Origin of the sequence: Shewanella morhuae, from assembly GCF_900156405.1 — a bacterium.
GTDB classification, from domain to species: Bacteria; Pseudomonadota; Gammaproteobacteria; order Enterobacterales; family Shewanellaceae; genus Shewanella; species Shewanella morhuae.
Window position 1 is genome coordinate 1 of record NZ_FTNN01000022.1, and the last position, 20,569, is coordinate 20,569.

15 protein-coding genes and 1 pseudogene are annotated in these 20,569 nt (G+C 41.2%); 12 read left to right on the forward strand and 4 right to left on the reverse strand.

Annotated elements, in window-relative coordinates; translation table 11 throughout:
* Positions 1-281 precede the first annotated feature (281 nt).
* Complete coding sequence (locus BW947_RS17745; RefSeq protein WP_076502135.1) at positions 282-1,388, reverse strand: tyrosine-type recombinase/integrase; 1,107 nt, start codon at positions 1,386-1,388, stop codon at positions 282-284.
* A 565-nt stretch (positions 1,389-1,953) separates the two neighbouring features.
* Between BW947_RS17745 and BW947_RS17750 the strand changes: the two genes are divergently transcribed.
* The 4 genes from BW947_RS17750 to BW947_RS17765 all read left to right on the forward strand — a co-directional run bounded on the left by BW947_RS17750 (position 1,954) and on the right by BW947_RS17765 (position 5,510).
* The gene (locus tag BW947_RS17750) at positions 1,954-2,448 is read left to right on the forward strand and encodes a hypothetical protein (RefSeq protein WP_076502137.1); all 495 of its coding nucleotides are present in this window, start codon (positions 1,954-1,956) and stop codon (positions 2,446-2,448) included.
* Between the two features lie 126 nt (positions 2,449-2,574).
* Entirely contained in the window at positions 2,575-2,913 is a 339-nt protein-coding gene (locus BW947_RS17755) for a hypothetical protein (protein WP_076502138.1), read from the forward strand.
* 340 nt (positions 2,914-3,253) lie between these two features.
* Positions 3,254-5,242: a RecQ family ATP-dependent DNA helicase gene (locus BW947_RS17760; RefSeq protein ID WP_076502140.1), complete on the forward strand. Its 1,989-nt coding sequence runs from the start codon at positions 3,254-3,256 to the stop codon at positions 5,240-5,242.
* Positions 5,235-5,510, forward strand: coding sequence for a hypothetical protein (locus tag BW947_RS17765; RefSeq protein ID WP_076502141.1), 276 nt, complete (start codon positions 5,235-5,237; stop codon positions 5,508-5,510). Before BW947_RS17760 ends, BW947_RS17765 begins: the two co-directional genes overlap by 8 nt.
* Before the next feature lie 64 nt (positions 5,511-5,574).
* On the opposite strand, the gene eco is transcribed toward BW947_RS17765, so the two are convergent.
* The gene (gene eco, locus BW947_RS17770; RefSeq protein ID WP_076502143.1) at positions 5,575-6,126 is read right to left on the reverse strand and encodes a serine protease inhibitor ecotin; all 552 of its coding nucleotides are present in this window, start codon (positions 6,124-6,126) and stop codon (positions 5,575-5,577) included.
* A gap of 534 nt (positions 6,127-6,660) precedes the next feature.
* Between eco and BW947_RS17775 the strand changes: the two genes are divergently transcribed.
* The 8 genes and pseudogenes from BW947_RS17775 (at position 6,661) to BW947_RS17810 (ending at position 15,771) form a co-directional block, all read left to right on the forward strand.
* Complete coding sequence (locus BW947_RS17775; protein ID WP_076502145.1) at positions 6,661-7,869, forward strand: cation diffusion facilitator family transporter; 1,209 nt, start codon at positions 6,661-6,663, stop codon at positions 7,867-7,869.
* Positions 7,869-8,363: a MarR family winged helix-turn-helix transcriptional regulator gene (locus BW947_RS17780; protein WP_076502146.1), complete on the forward strand. Its 495-nt coding sequence runs from the start codon at positions 7,869-7,871 to the stop codon at positions 8,361-8,363. Before BW947_RS17775 ends, BW947_RS17780 begins: the two co-directional genes overlap by 1 nt.
* A gap of 502 nt (positions 8,364-8,865) precedes the next feature.
* A pseudogene (locus BW947_RS17785) lies at positions 8,866-9,188 on the forward strand (prolyl oligopeptidase family serine peptidase); the annotation flags it as partial.
* Between the two features lie 325 nt (positions 9,189-9,513).
* Complete coding sequence (locus tag BW947_RS17790; RefSeq protein ID WP_076502148.1) at positions 9,514-11,139, forward strand: phosphoethanolamine transferase; 1,626 nt, start codon at positions 9,514-9,516, stop codon at positions 11,137-11,139.
* Positions 11,140-11,342: 203 nt separating this feature from the next.
* A complete protein-coding gene (locus BW947_RS17795) occupies positions 11,343-12,371 on the forward strand; it encodes a GGDEF domain-containing protein (protein WP_076502150.1) in 1,029 nt (342 codons plus the stop codon).
* A gap of 310 nt (positions 12,372-12,681) precedes the next feature.
* Positions 12,682-13,116 (forward strand): MarR family winged helix-turn-helix transcriptional regulator, encoded by a 435-nt coding sequence (locus BW947_RS17800; RefSeq protein WP_076502151.1) that lies wholly within the window; start codon positions 12,682-12,684, stop codon positions 13,114-13,116.
* A 20-nt stretch (positions 13,117-13,136) separates the two neighbouring features.
* Positions 13,137-14,213, forward strand: coding sequence for an HlyD family secretion protein (locus BW947_RS17805; protein ID WP_076502153.1), 1,077 nt, complete (start codon positions 13,137-13,139; stop codon positions 14,211-14,213).
* A 10-nt stretch (positions 14,214-14,223) separates the two neighbouring features.
* On the forward strand, positions 14,224-15,771 hold the full coding sequence (locus BW947_RS17810; RefSeq protein WP_076502154.1) for a DHA2 family efflux MFS transporter permease subunit: 1,548 nt from the start codon (positions 14,224-14,226) through the stop codon (positions 15,769-15,771).
* Positions 15,772-15,888: 117 nt separating this feature from the next.
* On the opposite strand, the gene BW947_RS17815 is transcribed toward BW947_RS17810, so the two are convergent.
* Positions 15,889-18,594 carry an acetate--CoA ligase family protein gene (locus tag BW947_RS17815; protein ID WP_076502156.1) on the reverse strand — a complete coding sequence of 902 codons (2,706 nt, stop codon included), beginning with the start codon at positions 18,592-18,594 and terminating at the stop codon, positions 15,889-15,891.
* Positions 18,595-18,941: 347 nt separating this feature from the next.
* Positions 18,942-20,552, reverse strand: a complete 1,611-nt coding sequence (locus tag BW947_RS17820) for an ABC-F family ATPase (protein ID WP_076502157.1) — start codon at positions 20,550-20,552, stop codon at positions 18,942-18,944.
* Positions 20,553-20,569 lie beyond the last annotated feature (17 nt).

Here is a 20,569-nt window from a genome sequence, read left to right on the forward strand (position 1 = left end):
GAGCAGGATTAACTATCGCCCCAAGAAATGTTTGAAGTTTAAGCAGCCAGCGGTGGTTTTTCACCAATTAGTTGCTTAATTGCCGAGTGTCGCACTTCGGAGTTGAATTCTAGACTCACTACTTTTTTTATCAGAAAGTATCATTTAAATATAATATTAATAACGTATAAGTGCCTATTTATTTTTAAGCAGTAAATTCTATTTTCGATAAATAGAAGTAAAATAGAAATAGCAAAAACTAATAACTTGATGGCTAATTTTTATCTTATAATTTTTAACATTTAGTCCCTAGGTTTTAAATAATGACGTAATGAACGAGGATCGGTATGTCCGGTTCTTGCCATGATATACAAATGATCTCTATTATTTTCATGAAGTTGTGTAACACAACCACTGCGTAAACTATGAGCGCCATAAAATCTTGCGGGTAATCCTGCTTTAGTACAATATTTTTTTATAATACGATAAATATCATCACCGGTGAGGAAACCACTATTTTTATTTAAGGTTGAGTTAGCATCTAAATTACGCTCGACCATCTGATATGAGCGTAAATTTTTACCATCACGGGATATCGAGCGAAATAAATGCCCATCTTTAATATTGGTTAATGCTAACCAATGTTTCACCGCATCAAATGCAGCAAAGGGTTCATGATCTGGAAGATCTTTCCATTCTTTTTGACCTTGCTGATTACTCTTTGAATAAGGGAGGCGTACTTTCAACTTGTTTCGTAAAAAACTGACATGCTGTACTTTTATACCTGCAAGTTCAGAGCGACGAAATCCGCCCTGCAATCCTAATTGAATAATGGCTTTATCTCGCGCTCGCGTTAAGGGATGTAATTGTTCATCAATTGCCTGAATTAACATTTCCACTTCATCATACATGATTGGCTGTTGATCATAATCACTGACATGACGAGATTGATTTCTGCTTAAACCACGCATCACTCGGATGACCAAAGGGTGCTCGGTTGGAGAATGGAATCCGGCTTGAATATGATAATAACGGATCGCAGCGAGTCTTGTTGTGAGAGTCTGTTTTGACAGTTGTACGCCGGTGTTTTCTTGAATCAATTCTTTTTGATGACCGATAAATGAAATTACACTACGGGGATCGGCTGGGAGGGACTGAAGTTTATGTTCAGTACAATAATGGCTAAATAAACTAAAGCTCGTTTTATAGACACGGCGAGTATTAGCTGAAATTTCATATTCCGTTTCTTCGGCTGCGCTTAAATAGTCATTACGTACAGATTGTGGAAGATATGACTCCTCAAAAAAATGCGGGTTTTTGGTATGATTATTCTCTGATCCAGTTAGTTTTTCATTTGATATAGTGTGGTTATTTTGACCAGATGAATTTATACGGATCATTTTAGACATACTGCTCGTATTACCTTATATCGAATAATAAGGCGTAATTATACGTAAATCATAGCAACATCTACCAGTGATAATCGTCATTATCACTGGTAGGTGTACTATTTGATTAAAAAGTATTCTTTTATTGAGAGTGATGTTTTAAATAATGCTTAGTTTGTTGTTTATGCTTAAAAATAACACACTGTTTAAGCGCCGTAATAATGGTCGATAATAAGTCAAAAAATATAATAGAAGAGAACAGGTGTATTAAAATCATACACAGCATAGGTTCGCGCTTTAGTTAAGTTAGCTGAACACTCTTTACTTTTAAAGGATGGTTTAACCATTTTATTTGATGTCTATATGATTAATATTGAACGAGATAGTAGGTTTGAATGATTTTTAACCGATTAGTTACAGTAAGTTACCTGATTATTATTTTGTTCATTCCGCATAAAAATACCTAAAACAGCATTTTGGCATTTACAACCCCTATAAAATGGTTGAACCATATATTAATGGTCGGCGATTTGTACTAGTATTGGGTGTCATTTAATTAATAGCATATTAGATATAAAAAGTATTTATGGCAGCACAAGCTTGGAAGTATCATGAGAGTAAGCCAACAGCAGGCAGAAAATTATTATTGCTTGAGGAGAGTGAATTAAACTTTGCTTTACCTTTAATTTATCGACTTATAAACCCTGATGCTGCAGCCTCGAAAACAACGTGGTTTTATAATCTAAACTCTTACCCTGAGTTGGTCACTCTGTTAAATGAAGTGGTTCGTTTACGCAAAAAAGGGCAGCTACTTGATAACGAACTCACCAAAGCAAATAATATGCTTAATCAATATTTCTCTGATTTTGGTTGGCGTATGGTCCGCAAAGAATTGTCTCAAATAAAAAAACGCCAAAAAAAATCTCATATTGAAGTTAGTAAGGATATTATTCAAAGGTTGAAGCACTATATGGAAACTCAAAAATTAGATAGCTTTGATCAGGCGATAGATACCTTGTTATCAGAGCATGATGAAATATCAGTATTAGATATTTCTCAAGTCGGCAACATAATGGACTAAGTAATAAAAAACTATAATTAGCAATACTAATTTACGGTTTTTATATTTATGTGTATCGGCATTGAAAATAATGGTTAAGCTTAACTCGATATGCTAAGTTTTACGGTATCACATTGAGGGCTAAAGATGAGTGTAAGTATTGTTAGTGAGCGACAAATTGCCATATTGTGCCGCATTGAACCTGGCTGTCTTGGCCCCAATGGCTTAGATCATATTGAAGCTTTTTGTGCTTTGGCCCAAAAGGCGATGCAAAACTTTGACGTCAATGTTGGCACTTGGGTACTCACCCCAAGATACAATAAAAGCTTAGACGAGATGCAGTACAGTGTTGCTAATAAATTACTTTCACATGAACAAGCAACCAGATATTTCCACTTAATTGGCCGCGATATTGAGAGTTTTGAAGAAAGATTTCAGGATAAACTCACCGCCTTAATTAATATTTATCTAGCTAGAAAATTATAAACTATCAACACGTTACAAATTCAGTCGTTTGTAATGAACTAATATTATCTAAAATTTTTATTTTATAAATTATTCTTTATTTAACAGACTTCTATCTATTCATTCGTATTTTATTTATCGCATACAAAATATAAATTATATTATGCATATCAATACCTTATATTAATCTCACTAATAATGTCTCCGCTCTCTTTTGCATGATTAAAATACTCTTATTGGTAATTAACTCCATAAAGTAGCTTAAAATTTGCTAAACTAGGCGATTCATTAAATGCTAAATCTTTTTCTTGCAGTATGCCTTAACATTTAGGTGGGTAAGAATAAGTGTAAAGGACGCTTGATGTTTAATCCTATTCTGGAGACCAATCCGTATGCGAGTTTATTGCAACAAGGGTTTGGTTTCTCTGAATTTCGTCCTGGGCAAGTGCAAACCATAGCGCAACTATTGAGTGGACAGTCGAGTTTAGCTATCTTCCCAACGGGCTCGGGTAAATCCCTTTGCTATCAATTTACGGCATTGCAGTTACCTCATTTGACACTAGTGATTTCACCACTACTGGCCTTGATGAAAGATCAGCTGGAATTTTTACAATCTAAAGGCATTAATGCTGCAAGCATCGACTCCACATTGAGTGCCGAACAAAGTCAAAAAGTGATGGTAGATGCACGTTCTGGCACACTTAAGATTTTAATGGTGTCGGTAGAACGTTTTAAAAATGAGCGTTTTAGGCAATTTATTCAATCAGTTACTTTATCTATGTTAGTGGTTGATGAGGCACATTGTATTTCAGAATGGGGACACAACTTTCGTCCTGATTATCTTAAATTGCCTGATTATCGCCGTGAGTTACAAATCCCATTAGTATTGTTATTAACCGCTACGGCGACACGCAAAGTTAAGCTGGATATGGCAAAACGGTTTGATATCGCGCCTGAGCACATAGTGCAAACGGGTTTTTATCGACCGAACTTAGATTTGACAGTACTGCCTATCTCCACACAAGAAAAAGATGCTTTGCTGGTTAAGCAAATCGCCTCATTTTCTGGCGCCGGTATTGTGTATGTGACGTTACAGCAAACTGCTGAAACGGTAGCGCGCTTATTAAGCCAACATGGGATTATTGCCAGCGCATACCACGCTGGATTTGAAGATGAAAAGCGTCAACAAATTCAAAATGACTTTATGCAAGATAAGTTACAAGTCGTTGTGGCCACTATCGCCTTTGGCATGGGGATAGATAAGAGTAATATTCGTTTTGTGATCCATTATGATTTACCTAAATCGATAGAGAATTACAGCCAAGAAATAGGTCGAGCAGGGCGCGATGGTCAGTTATCTCACTGCGTAACGTTAGCCAATCTTGATGGATTAAATACCGTTGAAAATTTTGTCTATGGAGATACTCCAGAGCGGGATGGTATCGCACAAGTAGTTGACACCATTAAACTTGAACAGCATTTAGGTCAATGGGAATGCCAGTTAAATGGCCTCTCCACTGCGAGTAATATTCGCCAGTTGCCCTTGAAAACTTTGCTCGTCCAGTTAGAAATATTGGGTGTAGTAAAGCCGTTGTTTGCTTACTACGCGGATGTAAACTATAAATTTCTAGCAGATAAGCAAGCCATCTTGGAGCGATTTAATCCAGAGCGACAGGCATTTTTGTCGCAGATTTTTAATCATACGCAAATGAAAAAAATATGGGGCGCATTGGATTTTGATGCCCTATACAATGCCACAGGCCATGAGCGTAGCCGCGTGTTAGCAGCACTGGAATATTTAGCAGAACATCAGTTAATTGAGTTAGAAACTAAGCGTATAACAGATGTGTATCAGGTAGATGTGAACGCATTGGCGCAAGCGGATTTGATTGATGTGCTTTATCATTATTTTAGCGATAAAGAGCAGAAAGAAATTGCACGAATAGCGCAATTAGTACGTTTTTTTGAACTTGAAACATGTTTAAGCCATAATTTATCGCGTTATTTTGATGATAATCAGGCACCCACCTTGTGTGGTCATTGTAGTGTTTGTCGTGGAAATATTGCTCAGTTACGCTATTCAACAGAGCCCGTTTGGCCTACTGAACAGCAAATATTCGCTGATTTGATTGCGTTGAAAACGCATTTAACGGCCAAGGGTATTAATGATATATCCCTTGATACTTACTGTCGTTGTCTTGCTGGTATGGCAGTTCCCTTGGTCAGTCGCTTTCAAGTGCGCAAGTTAAGTGGCTTCGGTCGCTGTGAAAAATTGAGATATGCTGAAATTAAACAGAAAGTTGCGTCGCAGTTGTCGCAACTAGATGAGAAAAGAGTTGATCATGAATAAGGCCGTAAAAAAGATGTTAGCTACCCATGAACATTTGGTTCACTCTGAAGGTGTGACTGTGGTTTCTCACATGCAAAGAGAAAAAGCTGACTGGGTACAACATACCGTGATGATTGAAGATTGTGATGTGCCGTTTAAATTTCGCCGCGTCAAAAAGTATAAAAATTTGCAAGGGCAAAAAATCAACGTTATTTATTATCCAGAAACAGAGACTGTTGCTGGCTTCGAAATAGAGATTATGCAAGTTGTTAGAATTAAAAGATTTTGATTAATGTGCTTCGAGCCTTTGCTCGTGATGATTAGCAAAGACTCGAAGCGCATTGGAACTATTTTTACTTAGAATATTGATATGTTGAGTCTACTTTCCAGGTTCTAACGCGTATTTCTGTTCCCTCAGGAAGATAAAAAACGTTAGGTAAGCGGCTGTCATAGCGCAGTATAAGTTCGTCTGGGATTTGGATAAAAGCACTTTGTTTTGCTGTATCAGAACAAGCCATCATAGTGCTTGGACCTGCCGATATTCCATCTACTTGATAATAGTTATAGCCCCAGCCTTCGACTGTGCGCTCTTTTAACTCGCCATTTAATCGATGTTTATTACAATCAACCATTTTCGTCTGACCAATTTGAATTTCGATCATATAGTCATCTTCATTTTCTAGCTTAGGCAATGTCAAAATGTGCTGTACCATCCCTGCCGAAGGCGCGGGAAACATCTTAGTCACTTCCTGTGGGCTGTAATCTGTTTGGCCAAAACGTTGAATGCTGATCATGGGGGTATCGAGTCCTATTAACTGAGGTGAGCTCATTGCCATGGCGTTAAATGAGCTAATGGAAAGTGTTAAGGACAGGGCTACAGCACTTAATAACGTATTCAATTTCATCTTATTTCTCCTAATCTAACTCGCTTTTATCGGCAACGTTGCCGATGTGATATCCCTATAAACGCAGGATATTCAACAAAGGGTTAAATAATATTATAAAAAAACCATGAACCGTATTTGTTATTGGTTCAGCAAAAAGTGATTCATGTTATTGCTATCAATTTATGGGTTGAAGATGAGATTTCAAGTTAAGCCATTACTCATCATTAAAGTAGGAATTTGTCATCTTAACCTTTGTCATTTTAACCATAGTCTCATTACAATTTATGGTTTTTGTACCCTCGATTCTGACATATCACTACATCATTTAATTTATTTTTCAATGCTTTGCTTGTACTAAAAGTAAGTTATTAAGGTTTATCATCAATCGGCGGATAAGATACTATCACTGCCGTTATGAATGATAATGTTTGAGGCCACAATAGCTTGATAGTCATTATTTTTGGCTTTAATGTATTTCGTTATTCATGTATTTTGATTTTCAAACTATAATCCCAGTATTAATCATTGATAATGCAGGAAAAGGATTAAACGATGGAATCAACCACAAGCGAACAACATTTACATCATGCCGAAACGAGCCATGGGAAAGGGCACTCGCTCACGCCGTGGCAGCATTCCCATCAGTTTTCGAGCCTAAATAGAGAAGGTGAGAAAAATACGCGTTATGTACTGTATTTGACTATCGTGACTATGGTGGCTGAAATTGCCGCCGGAACCATTTACGGTTCTATGGCGCTGCTGGCCGATGGTTGGCATATGGGCACCCATGCTGCGGCCTTTATGATTACTTTATTCGCTTATTCTTATGCCCGTAAACACGCTAACGATTCTGCCTTTACTTTTGGTACGGGCAAGGTAAGTGTACTTGGCGGTTACACCAGTGCGATAGCTTTAGGTTTAGTCGCATTGGTGATGGTGATTGAATCGGCAATGCGGTTGATTAACCCTGAACAAATTCATTTCAACGAAGCTATTTTTGTGGCGGTGATTGGTTTAAGCGTTAATGTGCTGAGTGTGTTTTTGCTCAAAGATCACCATACCCACGACCATGGGCATCACCACGGACACGATCATGGGCATCAACATGATCATGAAGACGATCATGCAAATCACAACAGCCAAGCACACGCCCATGACAATCACACCCATACGGCTCGCTCACATGATGAGCCCCCACATATGCACCATGACTCACATGCACACGATGAAAGTCATCATGATCATAGCCATTGCCATCATGAAGAGGATCACCATGCTGCTGAGCATAAGAACCAGAAGGCCCAAGGTGCCCATGATCACAATCTTCGCGCTGCCTATTTTCACGTACTAGCCGATGCGTTAACGTCAGTGCTCGCCATCGCTGCCTTGTTGTTTGGTAAATACATGGGACTGACTTGGCTCGACCCGATTATGGGGATTGTGGGGGCGGTGATTATCAGCCGTTGGTCATGGGGACTTATTCAGCAAACGAGTCCTATCTTGCTCGATGGTGGTGTTAAAGCATCATTGCAGCGTAAAGTGGCAGAAACCATTGAGGCTGTACCCGATCATCAAATTGCCGATTTACATCTTTGGCGAGTGAGCGCCGATCACCATGCTATTATGGTATCTATCGTGTCCCATTCACCAAAAGATGCCAGCTATTTTAATCAGTTACTGTCACAATTTCCTGAGTTGTCCCATATCACTATTGAACTCCATACTTGTCGTCAGCGCGAGTGTATGGCTAAGGAAGCCTAATGACTGTTGCACATCATCATTTATCAAACTTGCAAGCAAGTGACTCTGATTCGACTGCTGCTAATTCAACAGCCGCACATTCGACAGATCATGCATTAAATCATGTGATTATTGAGTTTTACGAAAAACTGTCATCTTGGGAGCACGCTATAGTACGTGATAAAGGCTTTAGTCTATCGCAGGTGCATACTATTGAGTTGCTTGGCGTGCACGGTGCCATGCGGATGAAAGAACTGGCGGATAAAATTGGTGTCACGACCGGCACGTTGACAGTGCAAATTGATAAAATGGTAGAAGCACTGTGGGTCGTACGTCGTCCCCATGAAACCGATCGCCGTTCGATTTTGGTGGAATTAACTGACAAGGGGCAAACTTTGTTCCTTGAGCATGATGCACTACATCTACAGCTCACCACAGATCTCACCGCAAAAATGAGCTGTGAGGAGCGAGTCGTGTTGGTTAATTTACTGTCACGCATGAATAACGAGTTTTAATGTAGCCTATTTTATTTACTAAAAGCGTCCCTCGTGGGTAATGCCGTTCACTTAAGAGTGAACGGCATTTTTATTTGGTCTAATTAGATACTTGTTTTTGCTTATTTAAAGCACTCTTGGATAAACCCTTTCCCGTTTACCATCCAACTTAAATTGTCTTGCATTGCGTTCTATATCCAATATATCTGGGGACATTCCTCGGCGTTTGTGATGGTAGTTGTGTCAGCTTAAGGCGCTTTTTTATAGCAATAAATTTTTAAAAACGCGATTCATTCTAGATTAATCATCTTCTATTATTATCCCTTGCACTCTGTTGCATTATTACTGAGTTAATCGTTGAGCTAGCGATTAATTAAGCTAATGTAAGCACAAAATTCAAGATGGACGTTGCTTAAAGGAATCGAATGAATCATCCATTATTATCTTTGTGCATCGCGGAGTTCTCAGTATGAGTGGTCAGCTTCACGCAAAAGAAGATAAATATATTGGGTTGGAGTGCTAAGTACCTCTAGTTGATATGTTTAGATTCAATAAGTTGCTAGCGGGTGCTAGCTGGATGGGCGAATATGGTAACCCAGATATTCCAGAGGAATGGGCGTACATTAAAAGCTACTCGCCTTATCATCATCTGCATAAATACGTGCATTATCCAAAAGTCTTTTTCACCACCTCTACCAGTGACGACTGGGTCACGCTCGTAAGATGGTCGTTAAGATGAAAGACATAGGGATTGATGTGTTGTACTAAAAAATATTGAAGAAGGGCATGCTGGCTACAAATAATCACCAAGCTGCGGAACTTAATTCAATGGTGCTTGCCTACTGATAACAGCTTTTATGATAATTACCGCTTGAACAATATTATTTTTAACAAATTAACCGCAAATGAGTGGCAAACTGAGCAAGTCCCTAATAGGTTGGGGAACAAAAAAACGGTCGAACTCTTTAAGGTTCGGCCGTTTTTTATTTAGCACTAACTATAGTTAAAGTTGTTATTTATAATATTGCACTCTAGTTAAAAAAATTGAGTAAATTTAGTCGTTTGAGCCATTTGCAAGAGTTTGTTATTATGGGCTAAATTTGAGTCGTAAGATTATCTTAAGATAACTAAGTTAACTTCGATAGATTACTAATTTGAGAGAGTTATAGCTGTGCTAGCAAGATTTAAAACTCTATCAGTGAATCAATTCACTTTTATCATCGCGTTATATTTTGTCTGTATTTTCAATATCCCATTATTTGGCGTCATTAAAAATGGCATAGAAAAACAACCTGATGTCGATCCTATTTTTATTGCGACTATGCCGCTATTTTTGACGTTTGCACTCAGCTTTGTGTTTTCTTTGTTTACGATAAAATACCTGCTAAAGCCACTTTTCATCATACTGACGTTAGTGTCTTCAGGTGTGTTTTTTGCTGCATATGAATACAACGTCGTGTTTGATTACGGCATGATTGAAAACACTTTTCAAACTAATCCAGCCGAAGCGTTTATGTATGTGAATTTTGCGTCAATCATGAACATGTTGCTGACAGGGATTTTACCTGCGTACCTTATCTATAAAGTGGATATTCAATATAAGCCTTTCTTAAAGGAGCTGCTACATAAGGTGCTGTTTATGCTAGTCATGTTGGCAGGCCTTGGCGTGATTGCCTTCTTCTATTTTCAAGATTACGCTTCCTTTGGCCGTAATCACGACGAACTGAAACGTTATGTCGTACCTACCTATTTTATTGGCGCCGCGTCTAAGTATATCAATGTGCGTTATTTACAAACACCGATGCAGTATGAGCACCTAGGTATGGATGCTAAAAATGTCAGTGCTAACCCCAACGGTAAACCTAACTTATTAGTTTTGGTGGTGGGTGAAACCGCGCGCTCGATGAACCATCAATATTATGGCTATGACAAACCAACTAACGCCCATACCCAAGATCAAGGGCTTACCGTATTTAAAGATACCAGCTCATGTGGCACGGCGACTGCGGTGTCTCTGCCTTGTATGTTTTCACGCATGGGGCGAGAGGATTACGATGCTCGCCGCGCCTATGCCCAAGATACTGCGGTGGATGTACTTGATCATGCTGGCATTAAAGTACAATGGTTTGATAATGACTCTGGCTGTAAAGGTGTGTGTGACCAAGTCGAAAATATCATCATTAATTTAAAAAGCGATCCTAAATTATGTTCTGGAGAATATTGTTTTGATCAAGTGTTATTGAATAAGTTAGATGAGGCTTTAGCTAACGCAGAGCGCAAAGATACTGTGATTGTTTTGCATATCATCGGCAGTCACGGGCCAACTTATTTTTTACGCTATCCGCCAGAGCACCGTAAATTCACGCCCGATTGTCAACGCAGTGATATTCAAAACTGTAGTGCAATCGAGCTAATGAACACCTACGACAACACCATTTTATATACTGATTACATCATCAGTGAGGTGGTTAAAAAATTACAATATCAGCAAGATAAATTTGACTCTGCCATGTTGTATCTGAGCGATCACGGTGAGTCTTTAGGTGAAAAGGGCATGTATTTGCATGGTGCACCTTACCGTATTGCCCCCGTTGAACAGACGAGTATTCCTATGCTTGCTTGGATATCAAAGGATTTTAGCCAAGATAATCATTTAGATATGGCTTGTTTAGCGCAGCATGCAGCCAAAGGCGGGTTTTCCCATGACAATTTATTCGACAGTCTATTAGGTCTAATGAATATTAAAACAGCAGTTTATCAGCCCGAACTAGATATCTTTGCCGGTTGCCGTGGCTAAATTCTTAGTGATTAATTGCTCGGATTATATGTTAACGTTTATTAGCCCACGGTGATTGATCTCATTTTGAATGATAAAAGAGGATGGCCGCATCCTCTTTTTTTAACTCCCATCATAATAATGCGTTTGTCCCATATCCAAATCGAAGCCGTTGAGTTAACTTAAGGCATACAAAAATATAACATTTATATGGTTTATGATTTATGCCTTCTCCTGCAGAAAATAAAGAACTTGATTCTGCCGCGCACATTCTGCGTTTGGCCGTACCGCAAATGTCTGCCCTCGATATTCCTGTCACGCCTGAAAACTATACTGTTTGGTATGAATATTTTACGGGAACTAATCTTGATTTAAATCGTGCGATTGATGGTTTTTTAGCTAATTCAGTTTCTTTTACCAAGGAGGTTAATACCAGCCTGTACAAGAACTTTATTCAAGAACAATCGCCCGAAGTTATTGAGAATGTTCAGATTGAAACGCAAATTCTGATCAACAGTCTGATGACTAAAATCAGCCAACTCAATCAGGGAACCACAGCGTTCTCTGGCTCATTAGCCAAATTTGGTATGCACCTGCAAAACAATCCCGATATTGATACGCTAAATGAGTTAGTTGATGGTGTCGTAGGTGAGATGCAAATGCTACTGATCAATACCCGTGATATGGAGCAAAGCTTACGCACCATGGGACAAGAAGTGCAAAGTCTTAAATCGGAAATGGAAAACCTTAGCTTAGCGGCGATGACAGACCAATTAACGTCGTTGCACAATCGCCGCGCTTATGAGCTGAGTATTCAGGATCAAATTCACCACGCCGAAGATCACCAAACCCGCTGTAGCCTGTTGCTAATTGATATTGATAACTTTAAAGCTTTTAACGATACCTACGGTCATTTAACCGGCGATAAAGTCTTGGCCTATGTCGCATTGGCGTTAAAGCAATGTGTGCGTGGCGACGATTTTGTAGCGCGTTATGGCGGTGAGGAATTTGTGGTGGTGTTACCTAATACGCATTTTCATGACGCATTACAAGTGGCTGAAAATCTGCGCGAACGTATTTCTGAGCGCCACTTAACCATAGGCAAAGATAAAAAGCTTTCCCTCGGCGCGATTACTGTGTCTATCGGACTGGCTTCATTGCAACAAGGTGACGATGCCGAAACTCTATTTAGTCGTGCAGATACGGCGCTTTATCAAGCTAAAGCCGAAGGCCGTAATTGCGTTAGGGGCTAGGTTTGATTGGATTGAGGCATTTAGCCATATATGCTGAATGTATTGAATCTGAGTCACGACAAGCACATTAATTTTACTTAATCTCCTCAGTCAAAATAGCTAATTTTTGGCGTTTTAAGTATTTTTGCTAAAATCCAAAAAATCTTAACCCACTAATATTAATGATTAAACTCTATCTTAATATTAATTTTTTTGTTGAACGGATTTTAGTTAACCACTGATTTTTTGATGAACAATTACCATCCAGTGTAAATTGACCTCGAAGTAACGCAAATAATATAATAAGCAATGCTTACTATATGGGTTACAGATGAATATTCCCTCCAATAATCTGGGTGCTTTACTTGGTAATGTCACTCGCATGATGCGCCGTGCTTTTCAAGCAACTTACCAGCAAACTGAAAACTGCTCTTTAACCCTGACTCAGGCGAGGGCTTTAATAGGTATTGCTCGCCACCAAGGCTTAAAGCAATTTGAACTAGCTGAGATACTCGAGATTAAACCGATTACCGTCGCAAGGCTCATCGATGTGCTTTGTGATGCGGGTCTAGTTGAGCGTAGGCAAGATGCAAAGGACAAGCGTGCATTTAAATTGTTTCTTACTGATGCCGCTAAACCTCATCTCGATGAAATAGATCGTGCGGCTTTAATTGTGTATGCACAGGCGCTTAAGGGATTTGATGAGGCGCAGGCCAAGGCCATACTTTGTGCACTAACCCAGATGCATAAGAATTTATCTTTATAGTTTTTTGGAGTTGTAATTGAATGAGTGAATCAACCACTGCCACCGTGCATCACGGCGTATCAACCAGTAAAAAACGCGGCTTTTTACTGGTTGTCATACCAATATTAATATTGCTGGCGATTGGCGGCATCTATTTACATGGCGGCCGTTATATAGAAACGGATAATGCCTACGTTAAAGCCGATAAAGTGCCGGTGAGTGCTCAAGTGCCTGGTAATGTGGCGCAGATTTTTGTTAAAGAAAATCAATTGGTTCAACAAGGTCAGCGGTTATTTAAATTAGATGATGCCATGTTTATGGTAATGCTTGATAAAGCGAATGCCAAATTGGCACAAGTACGAACTGATTTAGCGGTATTAAAGGCAAGCTACCATGAAAAACAAGCAGAGATTACCTTAGCAGAAACTAAATTTACTTTTGCAGTCAAAGAACTAAAACGCCAAGAAAACCTCATCGGCAAACATTTTGTCTCAGAATCTCAACTCGAAGACGCACGTCAAAATACGGATATTGCCCGTCAAAATATACTCACATTACAAAAAGATCTATCTCGTATTGCTGAGAGCTTAGGCGGCAGTCCAGATTTCCCCATCGTGCAGCATCCCAGTTATTTAGAGGCATTGGCGCAACTTAGTGAAGCCCAGTTAGACCTCGATCGCATTGAAATCAAGGCGCCTGTATCGGGTGTGGTGAGTCAATTACCCAAACTAGGCCAGTACGTTAATGTCGGTACCATTGCATTAGCCTTAGTCGCAGATAAATCACTGTGGATTGAGGCGAACTTTACTGAAACGGATCTCACTTATGTTAAGCCTGGACAAAAGGTGACCGTCCATATAGACACTTTCCCCGATCATACTTGGACGGGGACCGTTGACAGCTTAAGTCCAGCCACTGGCGCCGAATTTTCACTGATCCCAGCGCAAAATGCGACGGGGAATTGGGTGAAAATAGCCCAGCGCGTACCTGTACGCATTGCACTAAATGCAACTGATTTACAGAGCATTAACCAAGATGCACCGCTACGAGCAGGATTAAGCGCTGTGGTCGATATCGATACTGAGCACCACAGACAGCTATTAGGTTTTACGCTGTGAGGATAGTGCAATGACGACTAAAACTGCCAATGAGCACACGATCCCCGCAGTCACACAAACGCAGGCACAAACTAATAAGCACTTGGGGTTGATTACTGTCTCTGTGATGCTAACAACGATTATGCAGGCGCTAGATACCACCATTGCCAACGTTGCTTTACCCCATATGCAGGGCAGTATGGGAGCGACTCAAGATCAGATCTCTTGGGTATTGACCTCGTATATAGTTGCCGCTGCGATTTTTATGCCATTAACGGGTTTTTTAACCGCTAGGTTAGGCCGCAAGCGCGTATTTATGTGGGCAGTGGTGGGCTTTACTGTCGCCTCAATGCTTTGTGGCGCCGCACAAAACCTCGAACAAATCGTACTGTTTAGATTACTGCAGGGGATTTTTGGCGCAAGTTTAGTCCCACTATCACAAGCTGTGTTACTTGATAGCTATCCCGTGGAGCGCCACGCTTCAGCAATGGCCATGTGGGGAGTAGGAGTGATGGTCGGGCCTATTTTAGGACCATCACTAGGAGGTTTGTTAACCGAGTATTACAACTGGCGCTGGGTGTTTTATATTAATTTGCCCTTTGGTTTATTGGCGTGGTTTGGGCTCGCCGCCTTCGTAAAAGAAACGCCGTTAGATAACAGCCGTAAGTTCGATTTATTTGGATTTGCGATGCTGAGTTTAGCCATTGGCGCGTTGCAAATGATGCTAGATCGCGGCCAATCTCTTGATTGGTTTTCCAGTCGAGAAGTGGTGATTGAAGCGCTGTTAGCAGCAATGGCTTTCTATCTGTTTATCGTTCATATGTTTACTTATAAACAGCCCTTTATTGAACCGAGTCTGTTTAAGGATCGCAATTTTAATGTAGGTTTAGTGTTTATATTTATCATAGGGGTGATATTACTGGCGACAATGGCATTATTGCCTCCTTTTATGCAGAACTTATTAGGTTACCCAGTGATTGATGTGGGGTATTTACTTGCGCCGCGGGGCGTTGGCACTATGGTTGCGATGGTGACGGTAGGTAAACTTGTTGGCAAAGTTGATGTGCGTTATCAGATATTTATCGGCCTAATGTTAACCACGCTTTCGCTGTGGGAAATGACGGCTTTTAACACCAATATCACCAGTTGGGACATAGTGCGAACCGGTATCATTCAAGGCTTAGGGCTTGGTTTTATCTTTGTTCCATTATCAACCATTACCTTTGCAACATTAGCCGTTAAATACCGTAATGAAGGTACCGCGCTGTTTAGTTTAATGCGAAATATTGGTAGTAGTATTGGCATTTCAGTGATGATTTCTTACCTTGCCCAGCGAACTCAGATAAATCACGCCGCTTTTGCAGATTACATTAATCCCTTTAGTTTTGCGCTGAAGCATGCGGTACAACTCGGAGCGGTCAATATAAATACGCCGCAAGGCTTAGCACTGCTTAATGCCGAAGTAAGCCGTCAGGCAGCAACTTTAGCTTATTTGCAGGATTTTAGATTAATGATGTGGGTGACGTTATCGGCAGTGCCACTGGTCTTTTTGCTCAAAGGCACAAAACAAAAAGCATAGTCATATTTAATGACCCAATGACAATAGTGTACAACACCCAAGATAACAAAACGCCGCAGGGATTTGCGGCGTTTTTGTGTGTATTTTATAAAGTGATAGTGGCTTTATGGATAAATGCTACTTATCACTGGGAGGCGTTAAATCCATGTGCATTTTGATTAAATGCTCCTCCATATCGAAGGTGACTTTAAAGCCTAAACTTTTAGCTAAACTTGCCATATTGCGATTTTCAAACATGGTAAACCCTGCAAGCACAGGAGTGTTATTGGCTTGATAATATTTAATTAGCTTTTCCAGTAATAACTTACCTAAACCTATACCTTGGTGATCGCCGCGCACTGCCATGGCAAATTCGGCCTCTGTATTATCAGGATCAATTGAAGCGCGTACCGCGCCAAGCGTAATATCATCGCCATCAGGGCCTTTGGCGGTGGCGATAAAAGCCATTTCGCGGGCATAATCAATTTGGGTTAACACTGCCATTTCTTCATGGGTCATTTTTGAGCGCACGCCAAAATAACGCTTGTATCTGTCTTCATCGGATAGCGAGTTGTCAAAGGCTAAATGCTTTGGTTCATCCTCCGGTAAAATCGGTCGCAGCATGACCTTAAGGCCATTTTTAAGCACCGCAAATTCCTCTAACTCTTTTGGATACGGCATGATGGCCATGCGAGTAGAGTTGTCAGCATTCGCCTCATGCAAACGGATATTGACATCAAGCAGGGTGATGTTTTCACCTGCTGCTAACACAGGATTTAAATCTAACGAGGCGATTTCAGGACAATCGATAATGATGTGCGATATTTGCGTGAGCATTACGCACAGGGCATTCATATCGAGCCCCAACGGTAAATGTCGGTCTTTTAATTTATGGGTCTTTAATGCTTGGATCACCATATACCGTGCCAGTGCCATATTCAGTGGTGGCAGTGCCACGGCGGCGTCATTAGTCGGATCCCATTCTGAGCCGCCTTCACCTAAACAAATCGCAGGGCCAAATACGGGATCGCTTATCACTGCCACACGAATTTCTTGCGCGCCTGCGGTTAAGGCCATTTTCTGCACTATCATGCCTTCAATAATCGCCTCAGGATTGGCTTGATGCACCCTTTGGGTGATGGCATTTGCGGCGTGACGGATATCTTCGGCCGAGGTTAAATTGAGCATCACCCCGTGGACATCGGATTTATGCAAAATATTGGGGGACTGCACTTTTAAGGCTAAGGGATAGCCCGCTTCGTTCGCAATGGCTACGGCTTCATCGGCATCTTTGACAAACCAAGTGTCGATAGTATTAAGCCCATAGGCCCGCAAAATAGGGCTGGCCTCGTGAGTTTCTAATACGGATTTACCTTTAGCTTGAGCCGCTTGCAGTAATTTGCGTGCCGTTTGGCTATCGGTAGGGATATTATCGGGAATCGATTGCGGTACTTCTTGCAGCAGCTTTTGGTTGCGGCGGTATTCCACCATGTGCATAAAAGCACCGACAGCACCTTCGGGCGTACGATAGGTTGCAATGCCACCTTTGGTAAAGCGTTTACGAGCTTGATAAGCTGAATCTTCACCGCTCCAGTTAGTGAGAATATTTAAACGATTCTTTTTAGGATGCGCATGAATGGTGTTAATTAATGCATCGGCTATTTCAACACTTTCACCCAATGCTGATGGAGAGTGCATCACTAAAATGGCATCTAATTCATTGCTATCCATCAAAATATTTAACGCTTTAGCATAACGTTCTGCGTTAGCATCGCCAATAATATCCAGTGGGTTTTGTTTTGACCATATATTGGGTAACACGCCATCAAGTAGTGCAATCGTGCCATCGGTAAGCTCGGCAAGTTTACCGCCGCGCATAATGAGCTCATCGACCGCAAGCACCGCTGGGCCGCCACCATTACTGATGATACCTAAACGCTCACCTTGCAGCGGATTAGAATGCGCGAGGCTTTCTACCGCAGCAAATAATTCAATTAAATCGTTAACCCGCAGCATACCAGCACGGCGAAACGCCGCTTCGTACACTGCATCGTTTCCGCCCACGCCGCCTGTATGCAGTTTTGCCGCACGCGCACCCTCAGGGCTTCGGCCTGATTTAATCACTAAGATAGGTTTATTGCGTGAAGCTGCGCGCGCTGCAGAGAGAAAATGGCGCTTTTCATTGACTGAATCGATATAAAGCATAATCGCACTGGTACGGCTGTCGCGGCCAAGATAATCCAGTAACTCATCAAAACTAATATCGGTAGCATCACCAAGGGAAATAAAAGAAGAAAAGCCAATGCCTTTATTATTTGCCCAATCAAGCACTGTGGTACAAATTGCCGCAGACTGTGACACAAAGGCGATTTTACCAGGAAGGGCACCTGCATGGGCTAAACTGGCGTTCAACCCCAGCGTTGGTAATAATATTCCTAAACTATTTGGTCCAAGAATCCGCATGCCATAACGTTTTGCATGTTGCATGGTCAGTTCAAGTAAGCTCACGCCTTCCTCATTAAATTCCTGCGCCATACCAGAGGCCATTATAATGGCGACTTTACAGCCAAACTGAGCAAGGGTTTCAATAATGGCGGGCACACGGCAAGCACGAGTACAAATAACCGCTAAATCGGGCTTAATCGGTAAAGCCTGAATATTGGGATACGCGAGCACGCCCATCACCGCCCGATATTTAGGTGTGACTGGCATGATTGGCCCAGAAAATCCCGCGGATAGCAGGTTTTTCATCAACACGTTACCAGCACGTTTTTCAGTATTGGATGCGCCAATAATGGCCACCGAAGTGGGTTTAAATAAGGAGTGTAACGTACGTTGGCTCATAAGCGGTTCCATCCCAGTCAATGACACCGTCAGTGTAACCTAGGGGTTTAAGGACTGCACCGTTAAGTTTTTGTATTGGTGAGATATGTGAGTGGACTGCCGACGATTTACTTTATCGGCAACAGGGCTTGGTCTAACGATAATCTTTCTCAGTGCGGTGTGGCTTTTTAATGCAATAGATAATGGCTTATCGAGCAGGACAAATTAAAGAAAACTATTATTGTTTGTAGGCCAAGCTATAGCAGGTTTATTGTTTTGCACTCAATAAAAAAGTCGCCATTGGATACCAATGACGACTCTTAAATGCAATAAAACGGTGCTAATCGATACGAGTTAGTCGAGCAATATTATGCGCTTTTTCTCGCTTCCATTTCAGCTTGGCTTGAAAGATATTCTTCGAAAGTGCCTTGGAAGTTTGTTATCTTTTTATCTTTAATATCAATGATGCGTGTTGCTAATGACGATACAAACTCTCGGTCATGACTAACAAATATCAAAGTGCCTTCAAAATCTTTCAAAGCATTATTCAATGCTTCAATCGCTTCCATATCCATGTGGTTGGTAGGCTCATCCATGATCAACACGTTGATGTCTTGCATCATTAACTTGCCGAATAACAAGCGGTTTTTCTCACCACCTGAACAGTTACGGGCTTTTTTGTTGGCATCATCTTCGGTGAACAGCAAGCGACCTAACATGGCGCGCACCATTAAATCGTTATGCTTAGGTAAGCGCCATTGGCTCATCCAATCCATCAGTGTGTAGTCATTATCAAACTCGCTGCTGCTGTCTTGTGGACAGTAACCGATGGATGCGTTTTCTGACCACTTGACCACGCCTTTGTTGTGCTCTAAATCGTTGACTAAGCAGCGTAAAAAGGTCGTTTTACCTACACCGTTTTCGCCGATAATAGCCAGTTTAGCGCCAGCTTCGAGGATTAAATCACCGCCTTCGAATAACACTTCGCCATCAAATCCGTGGGCTAAATCTTCTAAAATCAATGCTTGGCGATGCATTTTTTTGCCAGCATCAAAGCGAATAGAAGGGTGGATACGGCTAGATGATTTCACATCATCCAGTTTAATTTTGTCCATCTTCTTGGCGCGTGAGCTAGCTTGTTTCGCTTTAGAAGCGTTAGCACCAAAGCGGTTAACGAAGTCTTGTAACTCTTCGATTTCAGCACTTTTCTTAGCATTGCCTGATAATAATTGCTCACGGATCAAGGCTGATTGGGCGAGGAAGTATTCGTAGTTACCTGGGTAAATGCGCAGTTCACCGTAATCGATATCGGCCATGTGGGTGCAAACGGCATTCAAAAAATGCCTATCATGGGAAATAATAATCATAGTGCATTTGCGTTTGTTCAACTCGGCTTCCAACCAGGTGATGGTATGGATATCCAAGTTGTTGGTCGGTTCGTCGAGTAGCAAAATATCTGGGTTAGCAAACAGTGCTTGTGCTAGCAAGACGCGTAATTTCCAACCCGGTGCGACTTGTTGCATTAAACCGTAGTGGAAGGATTCTTCAATCCCCGCTTCGAGCAGAATTTCACCCGCGCGGCTTTCGGCGCTGTAACCATCCATTTCAGCAAATTCGCTTTCTAAATCACCTACACGCATGCCATCGTCTTCTGTCATGTCAGGCTTGGCGTAAATTGCATCGCGTTCTTGTTTTACTTTCCATAGGGCAACATCACCCATGATCACCGCATCAATGACACTGTATTGCTCAAACGCAAATTGATCTTGGCTCAGAGTACCGACTTTTAAACCGGGTGTGATGGACACATTACCTGAGGTTGGCGCTAAAGCACCGCTAAGGATCTTCATAAAGGTCGATTTGCCGCAGCCATTTGCGCCAATCAAACCATAACGGTGACCATTGCCAAATTTCGCTGAAATATTTTCAAACAATGGCTCTGGGCCAAACTGCATCGTGATGTTCGCGGTAGAGATCAAAGGAGCTTTCCTAGGTA